At 54.9% G+C, this 16,366-nt stretch carries 17 protein-coding genes and 2 tRNA genes; 9 read left to right on the plus strand and 10 right to left on the minus strand.

The window, feature by feature from the left end; translation table 11 throughout:
* Window positions 1-86 precede the first annotated feature (86 nt).
* The gene (gene ldtE, locus ACOTXR_RS04830) at window positions 87-1,100 is read left to right on the plus strand and encodes a L,D-transpeptidase LdtE (protein ID WP_014883535.1); all 1,014 of its coding nucleotides are present in this window, start codon (window positions 87-89) and stop codon (window positions 1,098-1,100) included.
* 62 nt (window positions 1,101-1,162) lie between these two features.
* Here the strand turns inward: ldtE and lpp are convergent, their stop codons facing one another.
* The 5 genes from lpp to ACOTXR_RS04855 all read right to left on the minus strand — a co-directional run bounded on the left by lpp (window position 1,163) and on the right by ACOTXR_RS04855 (window position 6,025).
* Complete coding sequence (gene lpp, locus ACOTXR_RS04835) at window positions 1,163-1,399, minus strand: murein lipoprotein Lpp (RefSeq protein ID WP_001082307.1); 237 nt, start codon at window positions 1,397-1,399, stop codon at window positions 1,163-1,165.
* A gap of 309 nt (window positions 1,400-1,708) precedes the next feature.
* Window positions 1,709-3,121, minus strand: a complete 1,413-nt coding sequence (gene pykF, locus ACOTXR_RS04840; RefSeq protein ID WP_014883536.1) for a pyruvate kinase PykF — start codon at window positions 3,119-3,121, stop codon at window positions 1,709-1,711.
* A gap of 7 nt (window positions 3,122-3,128) precedes the next feature.
* Window positions 3,129-3,323 carry a hypothetical protein gene (locus ACOTXR_RS04845; protein WP_418251742.1) on the minus strand — a complete coding sequence of 65 codons (195 nt, stop codon included), beginning with the start codon at window positions 3,321-3,323 and terminating at the stop codon, window positions 3,129-3,131.
* A gap of 175 nt (window positions 3,324-3,498) precedes the next feature.
* Window positions 3,499-4,644 carry a trans-sulfuration enzyme family protein gene (locus ACOTXR_RS04850; RefSeq protein ID WP_045282009.1) on the minus strand — a complete coding sequence of 382 codons (1,146 nt, stop codon included), beginning with the start codon at window positions 4,642-4,644 and terminating at the stop codon, window positions 3,499-3,501.
* 10 nt (window positions 4,645-4,654) lie between these two features.
* Window positions 4,655-6,025 carry a pyridoxal-phosphate dependent enzyme gene (locus ACOTXR_RS04855; RefSeq protein WP_078309808.1) on the minus strand — a complete coding sequence of 457 codons (1,371 nt, stop codon included), beginning with the start codon at window positions 6,023-6,025 and terminating at the stop codon, window positions 4,655-4,657.
* 400 nt (window positions 6,026-6,425) lie between these two features.
* On the opposite strand from ACOTXR_RS04855, the gene ACOTXR_RS04860 reads away from it, so the two are divergent.
* From ACOTXR_RS04860 to ACOTXR_RS04885, 6 genes are all read left to right on the plus strand, one after another.
* The gene (locus ACOTXR_RS04860) at window positions 6,426-7,448 is read left to right on the plus strand and encodes a methionine ABC transporter ATP-binding protein (protein ID WP_058690501.1); all 1,023 of its coding nucleotides are present in this window, start codon (window positions 6,426-6,428) and stop codon (window positions 7,446-7,448) included.
* Window positions 7,441-8,109, plus strand: coding sequence for a methionine ABC transporter permease (locus ACOTXR_RS04865; protein WP_014883540.1), 669 nt, complete (start codon window positions 7,441-7,443; stop codon window positions 8,107-8,109). Before ACOTXR_RS04860 ends, ACOTXR_RS04865 begins: the two co-directional genes overlap by 8 nt.
* 23 nt (window positions 8,110-8,132) lie before the next feature.
* Entirely contained in the window at window positions 8,133-8,945 is an 813-nt protein-coding gene (locus ACOTXR_RS04870) for a MetQ/NlpA family ABC transporter substrate-binding protein (RefSeq protein ID WP_003857677.1), read from the plus strand.
* A gap of 110 nt (window positions 8,946-9,055) precedes the next feature.
* On the plus strand, window positions 9,056-9,265 hold the full coding sequence (fumD, locus tag ACOTXR_RS04875; RefSeq protein WP_014883541.1) for a fumarate hydratase FumD: 210 nt from the start codon (window positions 9,056-9,058) through the stop codon (window positions 9,263-9,265).
* A 117-nt stretch (window positions 9,266-9,382) separates the two neighbouring features.
* Window positions 9,383-9,550 (plus strand): hypothetical protein, encoded by a 168-nt coding sequence (locus ACOTXR_RS04880; RefSeq protein ID WP_014883542.1) that lies wholly within the window; start codon window positions 9,383-9,385, stop codon window positions 9,548-9,550.
* 145 nt (window positions 9,551-9,695) lie between these two features.
* On the plus strand, window positions 9,696-11,102 hold the full coding sequence (locus ACOTXR_RS04885; protein ID WP_058690502.1) for a DUF1996 domain-containing protein: 1,407 nt from the start codon (window positions 9,696-9,698) through the stop codon (window positions 11,100-11,102).
* Between the two features lie 47 nt (window positions 11,103-11,149).
* Here the strand turns inward: ACOTXR_RS04885 and ACOTXR_RS04890 are convergent, their stop codons facing one another.
* Window positions 11,150-11,290: a hypothetical protein gene (locus ACOTXR_RS04890; RefSeq protein ID WP_003857665.1), complete on the minus strand. Its 141-nt coding sequence runs from the start codon at window positions 11,288-11,290 to the stop codon at window positions 11,150-11,152.
* Between the two features lie 125 nt (window positions 11,291-11,415).
* Here ACOTXR_RS04890 and ACOTXR_RS04895 point away from each other — a divergent pair, with 125 nt between their 5' ends.
* A complete protein-coding gene (locus ACOTXR_RS04895) occupies window positions 11,416-12,198 on the plus strand; it encodes an MBL fold metallo-hydrolase (protein WP_045282013.1) in 783 nt (260 codons plus the stop codon).
* A gap of 72 nt (window positions 12,199-12,270) precedes the next feature.
* Window positions 12,271-12,906 (plus strand): carbonic anhydrase, encoded by a 636-nt coding sequence (locus ACOTXR_RS04900; protein ID WP_014883545.1) that lies wholly within the window; start codon window positions 12,271-12,273, stop codon window positions 12,904-12,906.
* Between the two features lie 28 nt (window positions 12,907-12,934).
* Here the strand turns inward: ACOTXR_RS04900 and ACOTXR_RS04905 are convergent, their stop codons facing one another.
* The 4 genes from ACOTXR_RS04905 to mdtK form a co-directional block, all read right to left on the minus strand.
* Window positions 12,935-14,530, minus strand: a complete 1,596-nt coding sequence (locus ACOTXR_RS04905) for an FAD-NAD(P)-binding protein (RefSeq protein WP_058690503.1) — start codon at window positions 14,528-14,530, stop codon at window positions 12,935-12,937.
* Window positions 14,531-14,648: 118 nt separating this feature from the next.
* Window positions 14,649-14,725, minus strand: a tRNA-Val gene (locus tag ACOTXR_RS04910).
* A gap of 4 nt (window positions 14,726-14,729) precedes the next feature.
* A tRNA-Val gene (locus ACOTXR_RS04915) sits at window positions 14,730-14,806 on the minus strand.
* Between the two features lie 153 nt (window positions 14,807-14,959).
* Window positions 14,960-16,333 carry an MdtK family multidrug efflux MATE transporter gene (mdtK, locus tag ACOTXR_RS04920; protein ID WP_032628875.1) on the minus strand — a complete coding sequence of 458 codons (1,374 nt, stop codon included), beginning with the start codon at window positions 16,331-16,333 and terminating at the stop codon, window positions 14,960-14,962.
* Between the last annotated feature and the right edge of the window lie 33 nt (window positions 16,334-16,366).

Consider the following 16,366-nt stretch of genomic DNA (forward strand, 5'->3'; position numbering starts at 1 on the left):
AGCATTCATTCTGTTTCGCGAGGTGGTTCCCGCCTCGCTGGTTTTTCAGCTTTCTGGCATTCTGCCAGTGAATAAGGAATCTCAGCATGAAGCGCGCGTCTCTCATAACTCTATTACTCCTCAGTTCGCTCGGTGCACTTAATTCGGCCCGCGCGATGGACTATCCGTTGCCGCCCGCAGGCAGTCGCCTGATTGGGCAAAATCAAACCTACACCATACAGGAAGGGGATAATAAGCTGCAGACCATCGCCCGCCGGTTTAATACCGCGGCACAGGTGATCCTCGAAACGAACAATACGATTGCGCCGGTAAACCCTGCACCGGGAACCGTTATCACGATCCCGTCGCAGATGCTGCTACCCGACACGCCGCGCGAGGGTATTGTTGTGAACCTCGCTGAGCTGCGGCTTTACTATTTCCCGCCGGGAGAGAACATTGTCCAGGTTTTCCCACTTGGCATCGGGCAACTGGGGCTGGAAACACCGGTGAGCACGACCCGCGTCAGTCAAAAAATCCCGAACCCAACCTGGACGCCGACGGCCGGTATCAGAGCCCGTTCACTTGCGCAGGGAATTAAACTGCCTCCTGTGGTTCCCGCAGGGCCAAATAACCCGCTGGGACGCTATGCCCTGCGTTTGGGTATTGGTAATGGGGAATATCTTATCCACGGAACCAGTGCGCCAGACAGCGTTGGCTTGCGCGTCAGTTCCGGCTGTATGCGAATGAACGCCCCGGATATTAAAGCCCTGTTCGAACAGGTACGGGTTGGTACTCGGGTACAAATCATCAATGAGCCAGTGAAATTCGCGGTTGAGCCGGATGGTAAACGCTATATTGAGGTCCATCGTCCGCTGGCGCAGGTGGAAGGTGAAAACCCACAGATTTCGCCCATTACGCACTCCGCCGACTTTGCGACCTTTGTTTCACAGTCCGGAAGCGATAAGGCGCTGATCGATAAAGCCCTGGCGCGCCGTGCGGGGATCCCGGTTGTGGTTTCTGCGGGAAGCGGCCCGTCGGCCAGTAACAGCGTATTGTCAGTGCAGAACAGTCGTGTGTCCGCGGCGGTAGCGGAAGAGGCAGGGGAGAAGATGACGCAGTAGAGCCGTTTGACGCAGGCAAAAAAAATGGCGCACAATGTGCGCCATTTTATTAACAGGTACTATTACTTACGGTATTTAGTAGCCTGGTTGTCCAGACGCTGGTTAGCGCGAGCTGCGTCGTCTTTAGCAGCCTGAACGTCGGAACGCATTGCGTTCACGTCGTTGCTCAGCTGGTCAACTTTAGCGTTCAGAGTCTGAACGTCAGAAGACAGCTGATCGATTTTAGCGTTGCTGGAGCAACCAGCCAGCAGAGTAGAACCCAGGATTACCGCGCCCAGTACCAGTTTAGTACGATTCATTATTAATACCCTCTAGATTGAGTTAATCTCCATGTAGCGTTACAAGTATTACACAAAGTTTTTTGGGTTGAGAATATTTTTTTGATGGGAATACGCCTATTTTTGATCGTTCGCTCAAAGAAGCATCGAATCGGCCCTTTTTGAGTAAAAAGCTATGTAAAAAAAGGCATTTTTCATCGGATTCATCTTAGATAATTCGCAATTAAATAGAAAAACCCGATTTGCTTTTTGAATGAGTTTGGCTAATGACTGGAATAAAAAAAGCGCCCATTGGGCGCTTTTTATCAAAATTAATTCGTTCGTGAATTATTACAGCACGTGAACGGATGCAGTATTGGTCGTTCCGCTTGGTACCAGCGCACCAGAAACCATAACCACAACGTCGCCTTTCTGTGCCAGACCGCTTTCCAGAGCCATGGCTTTACCCTGAATGTAGAAATCGTCAGTAGAGGCAATCTCTTTAACCAGGTGTGCAACGACGCCTTTGCTCAGCACCAGCTGACGCGCGGTGGTTTCGTTGGTGGTCAGGGCCAGGATAGTAGCATCCGGGAAGTATTTACGCACTGCACGCGCAGATTTACCGCCCTGGGTCGCAACCACAATCAGTGGCGCTTCCAGTTTCTCAGCAGTTTCTACCGCACCGCGGCAAACGGCTTCGGTGATGCGCAGCTTGCGGCTGTCGTTATTGAAGTCCAGACGGCTGGTCATCACGCGGTCAGTACGTTCACAGATGGTCGCCATAATGCCAACCGCTTCCAGAGGATATTTCCCTTTTGCGGATTCGCCGGACAGCATAACAGCATCGGTACCGTCGAGGATGGCGTTAGCCACGTCGCCTGCTTCAGCGCGGGTTGGGCGTGGGTTTTTGATCATAGAGTCCAGCATCTGCGTAGCGGTAATAACCACTTTACGCGCGCGAACACATTTTTCGATCATCATCTTCTGCGCGAAGATCACTTCTTCAACCGGGATTTCAACGCCCAGGTCGCCACGTGCAACCATGATGCCGTCAGACGCTTCGAGGATTTCGTCGAAGTTGTTCAGACCTTCCTGGTTTTCGATTTTGGAGATGATCTGGATCTTCTCGCCGCCGTGCGCTTTCAGGTGCTCGCGAATTTCGACCACGTCAGAACGCTTACGGATGAAGGACGCTGCAACGAAGTCAACGCCTTGTTCGCAGCCGAAGATCAGGTCTTGCTTGTCTTTTTCAGCCAGTGCTGGCAGCGCGATAGAAACGCCCGGCAGGTTAACGCCTTTGTTTTCGCCCAGGTCGCCATTGTTCAGCACTTTACAGATAACCTTGTTACCTTCAATCGCGGTCACTTCCATACCGATCAGACCATCGTCGACCAGGACGGTGTTACCGACGGACAGATCGCTGGTGAAGCCTTCATAGGTGACCGCAACGATTTCGCTGTTACCCACAACGGATTTGTCCGTGGTGAAGGTGAACGTCTGGCCTGCTTTCAGAGAGACGTCGTTGCCGCCTTCCAGTTTGATGGTACGGATTTCCGGACCTTTGGTGTCGAGCAGGATAGCCGCTTTTTTACCGGTTTTGCTCATCACGTTGCGCAAGTTCTGGATACGCTGACCGTGTTCTGCATAGTCACCGTGAGAGAAGTTCAGACGCATCACGTTCATGCCGGCGTCCAGCATTTTGCTCAGCATCTCTTCGGATTCGGTTTTCGGGCCGATAGTACAAACAATTTTCGTCTTTTTCATGACAGTCTTAGTCTTTAAGTTGGGAAGGATATGGAAATCTCGCTCCGGGGGCGCACCGCCGCAGAGTCAAACCTGTGTTGCAAAAGAGTATATGACACGCACTAAGGATAGGAGACATCAAATGAGCGTGCAGAAGAAAGTGTGCCTGAGTGACAGCCCAACGAAGGAGAGGAGAAGTTGTACGTTGTTTTTTGTATTCCAAGCGCTGAAACCATTCACCAGGGATTTGGCGCGCATTATACGCTGATTTTAAGATAAAAGGAAAATGGAAACGGTGTTTCAGAAATAATCAATGCCGTTTTACATAATATTGTTATCAACGCGTTAAGCCATGATGACAACTTATCGCGGCAGGTGATTGACCTGCCGCATTTTGCTTATTTTTGCAGCGCTTGACTGAGGTCGGCGATGAGGTCTTTAGGATCTTCAATCCCCACCGACAGGCGAATCAGCTGTGGCACAATACCGTTTGCCAGCCGTTGCGCCAGCGGAATCGAGGCGTGCGTCATGCTGTAAGGCTGGCTCACCAGACTCTCCACGCCGCCCAGGCTTTCCGCAAGGGTGAACAACGTCAGGTTGCGAATCACCTCTGTGGCGCGTTGCGCATCACCTTTCACCACGACAGAAATCATCCCGCCGGGCAGCGCCATCTGCGTGCGGGCAAGCTGATATTGCGGGTGCGACTCCAGTCCGGGATAAAAGACCCGTTCAACCAGCGGATGCTGTTCCAGCCATTGCGCAATCGCCAGCGCGTTGCTGCTGTGTCTCTCTATGCGCAGCGAAAGGGTACGAATACCGCGCAGGGTCAGGAAGCTGCTAAACGGGTCCAGTACGCCGCCGACCGCGTTCTGCAGGTAGCCAAGCCTGTCCGCCAGCGCCGGATTATCACCCACCACCGCCAGCCCGGCCACCACGTCAGAGTGGCCGTTAAGGTATTTGGTTGCTGAGTGCACCACGATGTCGAAACCCGACGCCAGCGGACGGTGAATGACCGGCGATGCGAAGGTGTTATCCGCCACGCTGATAACGTTATGACGACGGGCGATGTCAGCGATAGCCGCTAAATCCGCCAGCTTCAGCAGAGGGTTGGTAGGTGTTTCAACCCAGATCATGCGGGTGTCCGGGCGAATAGCCGCCTCAAGCCCGGCTAAATCGTCCGGCTTAACCCAGCTGACCTGAAGACCGGTGCTGCGTTTGCGGACATTTTCAATCAGGCGATATGTGCCGCCGTAGACGTCATCAATGGCGACGATATGGCTGTCTTTATCCAGCAGTTCAAGCACGGTTGAGATGGCGGCAAGACCGGATGCAAAGGCGTAGCCGCGCGTTCCGCCTTCCAGTTCGGCGATGGCGGTTTCGAGCGCATGGCGCGTCGGGTTGCCGCTGCGGGAATACTCATAGCCGGTATGCTCCCCGGGAGAGGGTTGCGCAAACGTCGAGGTGGCGTAAATCGGCGGCATAACGGCGCCATGCTGATCATTGAACGCGCCGCTGTGGACGCTCAGGGTTGCCAGGTTTTTCATCATCTGTTCCTTATGGCTGAAGACGGTTGCGCCACGCAGTCAGCACGTCGCTGCGCGTAATCAAACCGAGAAAACGGTCGTTGTCATTAATGACGGCCACCAGACCGCGGTCGAAGATGGCGTGCAGGGCGCTTTCCGGGGCGCGTTTATCGAGAAATTCCACCTGACGCGTCATGGCCTCTGTCACGGGAAGGGCGAAGCGGTCAGCTTCACCGCCGATATGCCGCAACAGATCCCACTCGTCGATAATGCCGACGACCCGACCGTTTTCCAGTACCGGCAGTTGGGAGATGTCGTACAGGCGCATGCGTGCCAGAACGGTGGAGAGCGTGTCATCCGGGGCGGCGGTGACGGTAGCGCCTTCATCGTGGCGCAGGGCAATGTAGTCAGAGAGATCGCCTGCCTGAGGGCGCGTGATGAGCCCCTGCTGGCGCATCCAGTCGTCGTTGAACATCTTCGAGAGATATTTATTGCCGCTGTCGCAGGCGAAGGTCACCACGCGTTTCGGCGTGGTTTGCGCCTGGCAATATTTCAGCGCCGCCGCCAGCAGGGTGCCGCTGGAGGAGCCCGCCAGAATGCCTTCCGTTTTCAGCAGTTCACGCGCGGTGGCAAACGCTTCGCGGTCGGTAATGCGCCACGCGCGGTTCACGCCTTCAATGTGGGCCAGCGGTGGAATAAAGTCTTCGCCAATGCCCTCAACCAGCCAGGCGCCCGCATCGTGGTAGCGACCGGTCTCAACCTGATCGGCGAGCACAGAACCTGCCGGGTCGGCCAGCACAAACTCCGTATGTGGCGAATGCTCTGAAAACCACGCCTGCAGGCCGCCCAGCGTGCCGCCTGAGCCGACGCCGACCACGATGGCGTCAATCCGGCCGTCAAGCTGCTCATACAGTTCCGGTGCCGTGGTGGTACGGTGTGCCAGCGGGTTGGCCTCGTTATTGAACTGGTCGATATAAAACGCGCCGGGCAGTTCATCGGCCAGGCGCTGGGCGTAATCCTGGTAATAGGCCGGATGCCCCTTATTGACGTCGGAACGGGTCAGTACCACCTGGGCACCCAGCGCGCGCAGGTGGAAAATCTTCTCGCGGCTCATTTTGTCCGGCACCACCAGGATAAGCGTATAGCCTTTCTGGGCGGCGATCAGCGCCAGCCCGAGGCCGGTATTCCCCGCCGTTGCTTCAATAATCGTGCCACCCGGCCGTAGCTGGCCGGTACGCTCCGCGTCGTTAATCATCGACAACGCCACGCGATCTTTAATGGAGCCGCCGGGGTTTTGGTTCTCCAGCTTCAGAAACAGCGAGCAGGGACCGGTATCAAGCTTGTGCAACTGGATCAGCGGTGTCCGGCCAATCAGTTCGGTGACGGAGTGGTAGATCGTCATGATGTTTTCCTTTCTGGGTGTCATGACGGGATGATAGGGCGGTGAAATTTTCGCAATAAAGAACACTTCACTGCTTTTTATAACAGAAGGGAATATCAGTGCTGTTTTTGGATGTCAGGACAGCAAGACGTAAAGTTGTCTGGAAGTGAGGATGGCTATCTCGGCATAAAATGCTGCAATAATGACCGTTTTTTTAGCATATCAGTCAAGCGTTATGCGTCTGGCAGATAATCATTGCTGAAATCAATCTAAATACTTCCCGCCGTGTAGCGTCGTTGTTTATTACTGAAAGTTATAACACATGCTTTTTTGTTCATTTAAAAACTGATAACGCCTGTTTACTATCGTTTGGACATCCATACTTCTAAACCGCCATTGGCGGATCGGATAATGAATTAGAATGATTGTACTCAGAAATATTTCGAAGGTTTTTGACAACGGTAAGGCGGCGCTCACAGCCGTTGATAACGTCAATTTGACGATTGAGCAGGGACAGGTTTACGGCATTATCGGCTACAGCGGCGCCGGGAAAAGCACGCTGATTCGTCTGCTGAACGGTCTGGAGAAACCCAGCGCTGGCAGCGTCACGATTAACGGGCAGGACATCTCCGCCGCAAAAGGTGAAGTCCTGCGTCAGGCACGCCTGAAAATCAGTATGGTGTTCCAGCACTTCAACCTGCTGTGGTCGCGCACGGTAAGTGAGAATATCGCGTTCTCCATGCAGATCGCCGGTGTGCCAAAAGCCAGAATCAAGGCTCGCGTGGCGGAACTGGTGGCGCTGGTGGGGCTGAAAGGGCGTGAGAATGCCTACCCGTCACAGCTAAGCGGCGGACAAAAACAGCGCGTGGGGATTGCGCGCGCGCTGGCCAATAACCCGGACGTTTTGCTGTGTGATGAAGCCACGTCCGCACTCGACCCGCAGACCACCGATCAGATCCTCGATCTGCTGCTGGATATCAACCGTAGTTTCAAGCTGACCATCGTGCTGATCACCCACGAAATGCATGTGGTGCGCAAGATCTGCGACCGCGTGGCGGTGATGGAAAACGGTAAGGTGGTGGAAGAGGGGGATGTGCTGAGTGTATTCACCCATCCGCAGCAGCCGATTACGCAGCAGTTTGTCCGCCAGGTAAGTCAGTACGCCGAGGAAGAAACCTTCAATACCGAACTGGCAAACGATCTGGAAGGCACGGTCATCCGTCTGACCTTTACCGGCCACAGCACGCACAAGCCGGTCGTGGGTGAGCTGACCCTGCGCTACGGTCTGCCGTTTAATATCCTGCACGGGAAAATGACGCAAACCGCCCACGGCGTTTTCGGCCAGCTCTGGGTCCACGTCGTGGCATCTGATGAACAACTGAACAATATCCTCGCCGACCTGAAGCACAGCGATATTGAAGGCGAGGTCATTAAACATGGCTGAGAATCTCTTCCCGCACCTCAAATGGGATCAGCTCTGGGCGGCGACGCAGGAGACGCTGTACATGACCGCGCTTTCCGGGGTGGCGACCTTTGTGCTGGGGATCGTGCTGGGCCTGGCGCTGTTCTTAACCGCGCGCGGCGGGCTGTTTCAAAACCGCACGGTCTACAGCGTAATTTCGATTGTGGTAAACGTGTTTCGCTCAATACCGTTCATCATTCTGATCGTCCTGTTGATCCCGTTCACCAAGACCATCGTCGGTACCATTCTTGGTGCCAACGCGGCGCTGCCGGCCCTGATTGTGGGGGCCGCGCCGTTCTACGCACGCTTGGTGGAGATTGCCCTGCGCGAAGTGGACAAAGGGGTAATCGAAGCAACGCGCTCAATGGGCGCACGACTGAGCACGCTCGTGTTTCGGGTTTTACTGCCGGAATCATCACCTGCACTGGTATCAGGGATAACGGTAACGCTGATTGCGCTGGTGAGTTACAGCGCCATGGCGGGGGTGATTGGCGCCGGCGGTTTGGGAAATCTGGCTTATCTGGAAGGATTCCAGCGCAACCATGGTGACGTCACGCTGGTGGCAACGGTGACCATTCTGATCATCGTTTTCATTATCCAGTTCTGCGGCGACGCTATGACTTCTCTGTTAGATAAACGCTAATAAATACACACAGGAACCACATCATGAAAAAAACACTGACACTGATCGCCGCAGCCACCCTGAGCGCCCTGAGCTTCGCCTCCTGGGCGGATACGCTGACTGTGGGCGCATCCAACACCCCGCACGCCGAAATTCTGGAGCAGGCAAAGCCGATTCTGGCGAAGCAGGGGATTGACCTGGAGATTAAACCGTTCCAGGACTACATTCTGCCCAACACCGCGCTGGCGGGTCATGACATTGACGCCAACTATTTCCAGCATATTCCTTACCTGAACAGCGTGCTGAAAGATCACGCGGGCGATAAGGATTACGATTTTGTCAGTGCGGGTGCTATCCACATTGAGCCAATCGGTATCTACTCCAAAAAGTACAAGTCGCTGAAGGACCTGCCGGAAGGCGGTAAGATCATTATGCGTGATGCCGTTTCCGAAGAAGGCCGTATTCTCTCCATCTTTGAAAAAGAGGGCGTGATCAAGCTGAAGCCCGGCATCGACAAAGTGACGGCGCGTATCAGCGACATCGTTGAGAACCCGAAGAAGCTGCAGTTCACGCCTAACGTCGAAGCCTCTCTGCTGCCGCAGATGTACAACAACGATGAAGGCGCTGCGGTCGTGATTAACGCCAACTATGCGATTGACGCCGGTCTGGACCCGGTGCACGACCCGATTGCGGTAGAGAGCGGTGAAAATAACCCGTACGCCAACATCATTACCGTGCATCGCGGTGACGAGAAGAAGAAGGACATCGTCGCACTGGTGAACGTGCTGCACTCCAAAGAGATTCAGGACTGGATCCGCACCAAATACAAAGGTGCTGTGATTCCGGTTAATAACTAATTAGCTGATTTTACAGATGAAGCCCGGCGAGATCCTCGCCGGGCTTCTTTTTTGTATCCGGCAGGAGAATCATTTAAGCTCAACGTTTAAAAGGCAACGGAGTGATGACGATGGGTAACGTGACCAAAGATGAAGCGCTGTACCAGGAGATGTGCCGGGTGGTCGGTAAGGTGGTGCTTGAGATGCGTGATTTAGGGCAGGAGCCGAAGCATATTGTCATTGCGGGTGTGCTGCGCACGGCGCTGGCGAACCAGCGCATCAAGCGCAGCGAATTGACAACCGAAGCGATGGAGACAGTGGTTAAAGCGCTGGCCGGGTGATGCGCCCGCGTTTCGCGCGTTTCTCAGATCCCGCATATCAACAGTCGTTATTGTTATTTCCCCTCCATTGTTAATGGGTGTTTTACTGAACGCAGGTGAAGCAAGAGGGGCAAGACGATGAAAAAATGGATCAGCACGTTACGGCGGTTTTTTGCCACCCGACCTGTGAATGCGGAGAACAGCGCGCAACGTGTTCTTGAGTCAATACTGCCTGCCGCCAGCCTGTACGGCGTGGACGTTGCTAACATAGACCCGGAGTGGTTCCATGATAAAACGTCACGCTGAACTGCGCCGCACGCGCGAAATGTACTGGAATGAGCTGTGCGTTACGTCTGTAAAGCCGCAATGAGGAGAAAAGTACGCGGTGAATCATTCGGTTAATTAACCCGTTGTTTGTTACCTATAGGTCCTTTCATTAATGGAGATAATGATGAAACGGACCACGTTAACCACGGCTCTTTCAGCCCCTGCGCTACTTCTCGCCATGCATGCGGCACACGCTGCGCCACAGGCTCATGTCGTCTGCGGCTACTCCCATACCCTTGGCGATGATGCCATAATGATGTTTGGCAGGCCCAACGAGGCCATGCTGCATGACTTCTTCGGCAATACGCACACCGATGCCAGCTCGAGCCGGGAAACCCTGCGCAAGCTGGAAGAAACCACCTGCGATAACAAAGCGGATAGCTCGGCATACTGGGCACCTTCGCTGCGGCTGCCTGACGGCACTATCGTAAAACCTGCGTATCAAAAAACCTATTATCAGGCCTCGAATGTGGAAACCTGGCCGCTGCAGCCTTTCCCGGCGGGGCTATCACTGCTGGCGGGGGATCACCATGGATCTGCGCCTAACCCGCATATCACGTTCTTATGTGCTAACGGCAAAGGTTACACGACAAAAACAGGCGAAGTGTGCGGGCTACGCAAGGCGGGAGACGCCGTGCAGTTTAATATCGGTATTCAGTTTCCCAACTGCTGGGATGGCGTGAACCTCAAGCCCGCTCACGGCGTTGCCAATGCGACGTACGATACGAAAGGGCAATGCCCGACCGCGTTTCCGGTGAAAATTCCGACCGTGAACATGAACATCGCTTATGTGCTTCCGACAATTTCATCCCTTGATACCAGCAAAGCACAGCTTTCCCTCGATCCCATTATGCATGGTGACGAACGCGAAGAACGCTGGGGAAGTCTCTACACTGCGCATGCTGATTTCATGAATGGCTGGACGGAAGAGGGGGCGCGCTTTATGACCGAGCTGTGTATGAATCGCGGGCTGGACTGTGGCACGACCGTGCCATATGCCTATTCAAAAGCGCAGGCAAACGTCTGGCTAAGCAGCCTTGAGCCGGGGCTCTCCCAGCCTCAGCCGCAGGCTTTGCTGGTGCAGGATAACTGGCAGAACGGAGGCCGAACGCAAAACAGTGAAACCCTCTCACTGGTGAAGTTTACGATCCCGCCGCTGCCAGCGGGACAGGATCCTTCTCTGTTTAAATATCGCGTTCGCATATACGGCGGTAAGGTAGAAACTGACGGCGCCGATCAGATCTTCTTCTATCCGGCCAGCAACGACTGGGATCCTGCAACGGTGAGATGGGCTGACCGCCCGGCCTGCAGCTATCGATCCGATGCGGTGCTGTATCTCAACCACTCGCGCGAGTACAGAATGGTGGATGTCGACAAAGCCGTGCGCAAGGCGCTGGCGGAAGGGAAAACCGAAATCTCGTGGTATATCGGCGGCGACCGCCAGGGAAACCATTACCAGTTTGAACCGGCTTCTTCGGCGCAAAGCCTTGTACTGATGCTGACGGGATTTAAAAAGACGCCTGAACTGTAGCTCTCCGTTGAGTGCCAAAAAAAGCACCGGCTGACCGGTGCTTTTTATCAGATCTTGCAGGCATCACCGCAGTCGTCGTCGGCGACAATCGCCTGGGCTTTTTTGTCCGCGTCATCCAGACGTTCCGCGTTGCGTTCTTCCGCTTCATCCAGTCCGTTAAAAACCAGGTTATCGAGATCAATTTCCATGTTGCACCTGCTATGTTCAGTTATTGATACGGGCACAGTATAGGGCAAAAAAAGCCAGCAATGTACCACGCAGCACATAAGGATAATCCCTGCCATACTCAGTGCTTTATCACTGAGGAGCGCTCATGATTACACTCTGTAAAACCTGCGGTACCTCCTACGATGCACAGCCGGAAAGATGCCCGATTTGCGAGGATGAACGGCAGTATGTCCCGGCCAGCGGCCAGGCGTGGATCGAGTATGAGACGGTAACGGCCACGCACGCGAATAAATGGCAGCAGCTGGAGCCGCAGTTGTACAGCATCAAAACGGTACCGTCTTTTGCGATTAACCAGCGCGCGTTGCTGCTGCGTACCCCACACGGCAATATTTTGTGGGACTGCATCGCCAACCTTGACCCGGCCACCCACGCTATCATCACCGCGCTCGGCGGCCTCCGCGCCATTGCGATTTCCCATCCGCACTATTACACCACCATGCAGGAGTGGGCCGCGGCGTTTGATGCGCCGGTCTATCTGCACGCCAGCGATCGCGAGTGGGTGATGCGCGCCAGTCCGGCGATTAATTACTGGGAGGGCGATGCGCTGGAGATCGTGCCATCGGTTACTTTGCTGCGTCTCGGCGGCCATTTCGCAGGCGGCACGGTGCTGCACTGGCAGGAAGGCGAGGGCGTTTTGCTGGCGGGGGATATTCTGCAGGTCACCCCCGGGAAGGATGCGGTGTCGTTTATGTGGAGCTACCCGAATATGCTTCCGTTGCCTGCCCGCAAGGTTGAGGAGGTCACCCGGCGCCTGGTGGGCAAATCTTTCACCCGTCTTTACGGCGCGTTCGAAGGGCAGAACATTCCGGCGAATGCCGACGCTATCGTACAGCGGTCGGGCCAGAAATATATTGCTTGTCTGAAGTGAAGCGCGATGGGTAAACTTTACGAGTGTGATCGCGATCATACCTAAACTAAAACAGATAAAAGAGAAATTGCTATGCAACATATCATTGAAGGTTTTCTCAGCTTTCAAAAAGAGATTTTCCCGCAACGTAAAGAGCTCTTTCGCAGTTTAGCGTCCAGCCAGAATCCCAAAGCGCTGTTCATCTCATGCTCCGACAGCCGTCTGGTCCCGGAACTGGTTACTCAGCAAGAGCCGGGACAACTCTTTGTCATTCGTAATGCTGGTAATATTGTGCCGCCGTTCGGGCCTGAGCCTGGCGGTGTCTCCGCCACTATCGAATACGCGGTTGTGGCGCTGGGCGTGACGGATATCGTCATCTGCGGCCACTCCAACTGTGGCGCGATGAAGGCGATTGCCGATAACGCGAACCTGGAGCCGATGCCTGCTGTTTCACACTGGCTGCGCTATTCCGATGCGGCCAAAGCCGTGGTTGAGAAGAAAACCTGGGATAAGCCGCTCGATAAAGTGAATGCGATGGTGCAGGAGAACGTGTTTGCGCAACTGAGCAACATTAAGACTCACCCGTCCGTCGCGGTGGGGCTGCGTAACAACTCCCTTCGCCTGCACGGCTGGGTCTATGACATTGAAAGCGGCGAAATTCGTGCCCTGGATAAAGCGACGAAAACCTTTGTCTCGCTGTCTGAAAACCCGGACGTCTTCTTCGAGTAATATCGCGTTGCAGGGCATGGAAGCCCTGTCAGTTCTCTACGTACGGTAATCGACGCCGTAAACCTGTGGCCGGTTTTTCAGCCGCCCTGGCCATCGCCTCTGCAATCTCTGCACACTCCGCCAGCCCCTGAACAAAGGGATGATCGTGCATCAGCCACGGTATCGCGCCAAACGCGATGCGCCCGCGAACCGTTTCAGGCGCATTTAGCGTGTAATCTTCACCGACATCGGGTATCTCGTCGCCGGTCGTTTCCAGCGCTCTGCGCAGTGAGGGGAAAGGCAGATCTTTGGTTTTGAGCGGCTTTTGCCCGCGTGCATCGATGAAAACGTCAAAGCGGTAAACGGTCTCTTTTGTGGACACCACCGTGCGGTCGCTGCCAACATCCAGCGTATAGTCGTCGCCCAGGGCCGCCACGCTGATGATGCCAGCCTCGCGAAGCGCAAGCAGTCTGCGGATAGACTGCGGAGGGATCGCCGCATAGTTGTCGATAAACACGCGGGCCAGCCCGTTTTTGAAGCGCTCTCTGTCCTGATCGCTAAGATGGGGAACAATCTCCTGAACGACCTCATGCAGCCGAAGGACGGTATAGCGCCAGGCGACGGTGCGCCGTTCGCGTTTGTTCCGTTCAACTTCATTGAGGTTCTCTTCCGCCCAGCTAAACGGACCGTGCTGTTGACGATCCTCAAACCAGGCGTCACGCAGGCTGTCGGCGTTGTGGCGTTGCAGAGAAATTTTCTCGCACCATGCCGGGTCGGCACGTTGAAGTTCTTTCACCATCAGGGCAAAAATGCGGTCAAGCAGGCCATCCGATCCTTTGGCTATCTCGCCTTCAACCACGGATGCGGTTAAAACGGACAGCGGTTCGTAAGGGATAGGGCAGTAAAAATCGGCTTCCGGCAGAATGCCTGTCCGCGACATCAGCGTAATGTTTAACGCTTCACTGCCTTCGTCCAGGATGAATTTACCGTCACGGAACTCACCGTGCTGCATCACCACCGCCATCGCCGCATCCAGACCGCTTAACGATGTTCCCATAATGCCAACGCGGCAAGGGGGAATGCGGGCGTCCATCAGACCGGACCACGGGCTTGGGAAGAATGTGCGCGTGGCTTCGTCCTCGTCTGGCCAGACGTGACCGGTGGCGATAACCGCAAGGTCAAAGCGTTCAGGAAAGATGTTGCCATTGACGGAAAGCGTGACGCCGGTTGAGGAGGGAATGACGTCGGTAACGGCGGCGGATTCATGGATGTTAACCTCGAACCCCTGCTTTTTAGCTTCTTTGACGATGGTTCGCAAGCTGTCGCGAAAATATTCACCCAGCAGGATCCGGGGCAGGAACTGCCGATCGTGGAGCGTGGTTTTATCTACCTTAAAACGCGCCAGGTGCGCTTCGCTCTGTCCCTTCAGCCAGTCGAGGTAGGTCATAAAAATGGGCGGGATTTCAATGCTCGCAATGTTCGCCAGCATCAGGCGAGAATTATCGTCGTCGTTATAAGGCATGCCCACGCCAGCGTCATCGGCCTGTTCAAAGACAGAAACTGAGAGCGGGGTGCTGTTTTTAAGCAGATGATAAAAGGTGTAAATCCCTGTCGGGCCGGAGCCGATAATGGCGATACTCTTCATCAACGCGCTTCCTGTATTTTTTCCATAAGAAAAGCGTAGCAGGAGAATAATGATGAAAATAAGGGATTAAGAAAAATCAGGGTATCTGAAGAGAATTTGCACCATTTCAGGACTGAAATGGTGCGTCCGAGTGGACTCGAACCACCGACCCCCACCATGTCAAGGTGGTGCTCTAACCAACTGAGCTACGGACGCAGAATGGTGCGTTCAATTGGACTCGAACCAACGACCCCCACCATGTCAAGGTGGTGCTCTAACCAACTGAGCTATGAACGCAACGTGTTGTCGGTGACAACGGGGACGAATATTAGCGGCACAGCATCAAGGTGGCAAGAGGGAAAATGCATTTTTCTCTCTGATTTCACGCGATTGCTTCATTACCGCGCAAAGTGAAGAGAAAGTAGCCGCCAGCAGGCGGCTACTGCGTATTTAACGCGCAGCGCGTTGCAAAATCACGGTTGATGGCTGGCGCTGCAGGAAGCGCATGCGCATCATCATCATGATCGCGGCTGACGTCAGACCAATGATAAAGCCCATCCAGAACCCGGCGGGTCCCATGCGGTCAACCACCAGATCGGTCAGGGCCAGGATGTAGCCGCACGGCAGTCCCAGTACCCAGTAGGCGATGAAGGTGATAAAGAAGATGGAGCGCGTATCTTTGTATCCGCGAAGCACGCCGCTGCCAATCACCTGGATAGAGTCTGAAATCTGGTACACCGCGGCGAGCAGCATCAGGTGCGAGGCAAGTGCCACCACTTCCGGGTTGTCGTTATAGAGCAGGGCAATTTGCTCGCGTAATGCAACGGTAAAGAGCGCCGTACAGACCGCCATGCAGACACCGACTCCCAGCCCGGTCCGTGCGGCCGTTTGCGCATCCAGCGTCGAGCCCTGGCCCAGGCGGAAGCCGACGCGAATCGTCACCGCCGCCGCCAGCGACATCGGCAGAACGAACATCAGGGAGCTGAAGTTGAGCGCAATCTGGTGCCCGGCCACGTTAACGATCCCCAGTGGGGAGACCAGCAGGGCGACGACGGCAAAGAGCGTCACTTCAAAAAACAGGGCCAGCGCAATCGGCAAGCCTAACTGCATCAGGCGCGTCATGATGCTCCAGTCCGGCGTACTGAATGTTTTCTCATTACGAATATCGCGCATAGAGCGGGCGTGTTTCACAAAGGTAAGCATACAGAAGAACATCACCCAATAAACCGCGGCGGTTGCCACGCCGCAGCCGACGCCGCCCAGCTCTGGCATCCCGAAATGACCGTAAATAAAGATATAGTTCACCGGAATATTCACCAGCAGGCCGATAAAGCCCATCACCATCCCGGGCTTGGTTTTCGCCAGGCCTTCGCACTGGTTACGCGCCACCTGGAAGAAGAGGTAGCCCGGTGCCCCCCAGAGCAGGGCACGCAGATAGCCAACGGCTTTGTCAGCCAGTGCCGGGTCAATGTTATCCATCGCGCGAATGATATGACCGGCGTTCCAGAGCACGACCATAATCAGCACGGAGACAAATCCGGCCAGCCAGAACCCCTGGCGGACCTGATGGGCAATGCGTTCGCGACGTCCCGAACCATTAAGTTGAGCAATAACCGGCGTCAGCGCGAGCAGCAGACCATGGCCGAACAGGATGGCCGGAAGCCAGATTGATGTACCGATGGCGACGGCCGCCATATCAGTGGCGCTATAGCCACCTGCCATGACGGTATCCACAAATCCCATTGCGGTCTGGGCCACTTGCGCGATGATCACTGGTATCGCCAGTGCCAATAACTGCCGCGCTTCATTCATGTACTTCTGCACGTGAACACCTTTATTTTGTAGTTATAAGAGAGA

It is taken from the genome of Enterobacter cloacae complex sp. IR53030 (genome assembly GCF_049238365.1).
Classification (GTDB): Bacteria; Pseudomonadota; Gammaproteobacteria; order Enterobacterales; family Enterobacteriaceae; genus Enterobacter; species Enterobacter kobei.

What these genes read in the sequence shown, in the direction of transcription:
- ACOTXR_RS04860 (WP_058690501.1), top strand. Translation starts at nt 6,426, where the DNA reads ATGATTGTACTCAGAAATATTTCGAAGGTTTTTGACAACGGTAAGGCG.
- ACOTXR_RS04880 (WP_014883542.1), top strand. Translation starts at nt 9,383, where the DNA reads ATGAAAAAATGGATCAGCACGTTACGGCGGTTTTTTGCCACCCGACCT.
- ACOTXR_RS04895 (WP_045282013.1), top strand. Translation starts at nt 11,416, where the DNA reads ATGATTACACTCTGTAAAACCTGCGGTACCTCCTACGATGCACAGCCG.
- pykF (WP_014883536.1), bottom strand. Translation starts at nt 3,121, where the DNA reads ATGAAAAAGACGAAAATTGTTTGTACTATCGGCCCGAAAACCGAATCC.
- fumD (WP_014883541.1), top strand. Translation starts at nt 9,056, where the DNA reads ATGGGTAACGTGACCAAAGATGAAGCGCTGTACCAGGAGATGTGCCGG.
- ACOTXR_RS04850 (WP_045282009.1), bottom strand. Translation starts at nt 4,644, where the DNA reads ATGAAAAACCTGGCAACCCTGAGCGTCCACAGCGGCGCGTTCAATGAT.
- ACOTXR_RS04900 (WP_014883545.1), top strand. Translation starts at nt 12,271, where the DNA reads ATGCAACATATCATTGAAGGTTTTCTCAGCTTTCAAAAAGAGATTTTC.
- ACOTXR_RS04885 (WP_058690502.1), top strand. Translation starts at nt 9,696, where the DNA reads ATGAAACGGACCACGTTAACCACGGCTCTTTCAGCCCCTGCGCTACTT.
- ACOTXR_RS04905 (WP_058690503.1), bottom strand. Translation starts at nt 14,530, where the DNA reads ATGAAGAGTATCGCCATTATCGGCTCCGGCCCGACAGGGATTTACACC.
- ACOTXR_RS04865 (WP_014883540.1), top strand. Translation starts at nt 7,441, where the DNA reads ATGGCTGAGAATCTCTTCCCGCACCTCAAATGGGATCAGCTCTGGGCG.
- ACOTXR_RS04870 (WP_003857677.1), top strand. Translation starts at nt 8,133, where the DNA reads ATGAAAAAAACACTGACACTGATCGCCGCAGCCACCCTGAGCGCCCTG.
- ACOTXR_RS04890 (WP_003857665.1), bottom strand. Translation starts at nt 11,290, where the DNA reads ATGGAAATTGATCTCGATAACCTGGTTTTTAACGGACTGGATGAAGCG.
- lpp (WP_001082307.1), bottom strand. Translation starts at nt 1,399, where the DNA reads ATGAATCGTACTAAACTGGTACTGGGCGCGGTAATCCTGGGTTCTACT.
- ACOTXR_RS04855 (WP_078309808.1), bottom strand. Translation starts at nt 6,025, where the DNA reads ATGACGATCTACCACTCCGTCACCGAACTGATTGGCCGGACACCGCTG.
- ldtE (WP_014883535.1), top strand. Translation starts at nt 87, where the DNA reads ATGAAGCGCGCGTCTCTCATAACTCTATTACTCCTCAGTTCGCTCGGT.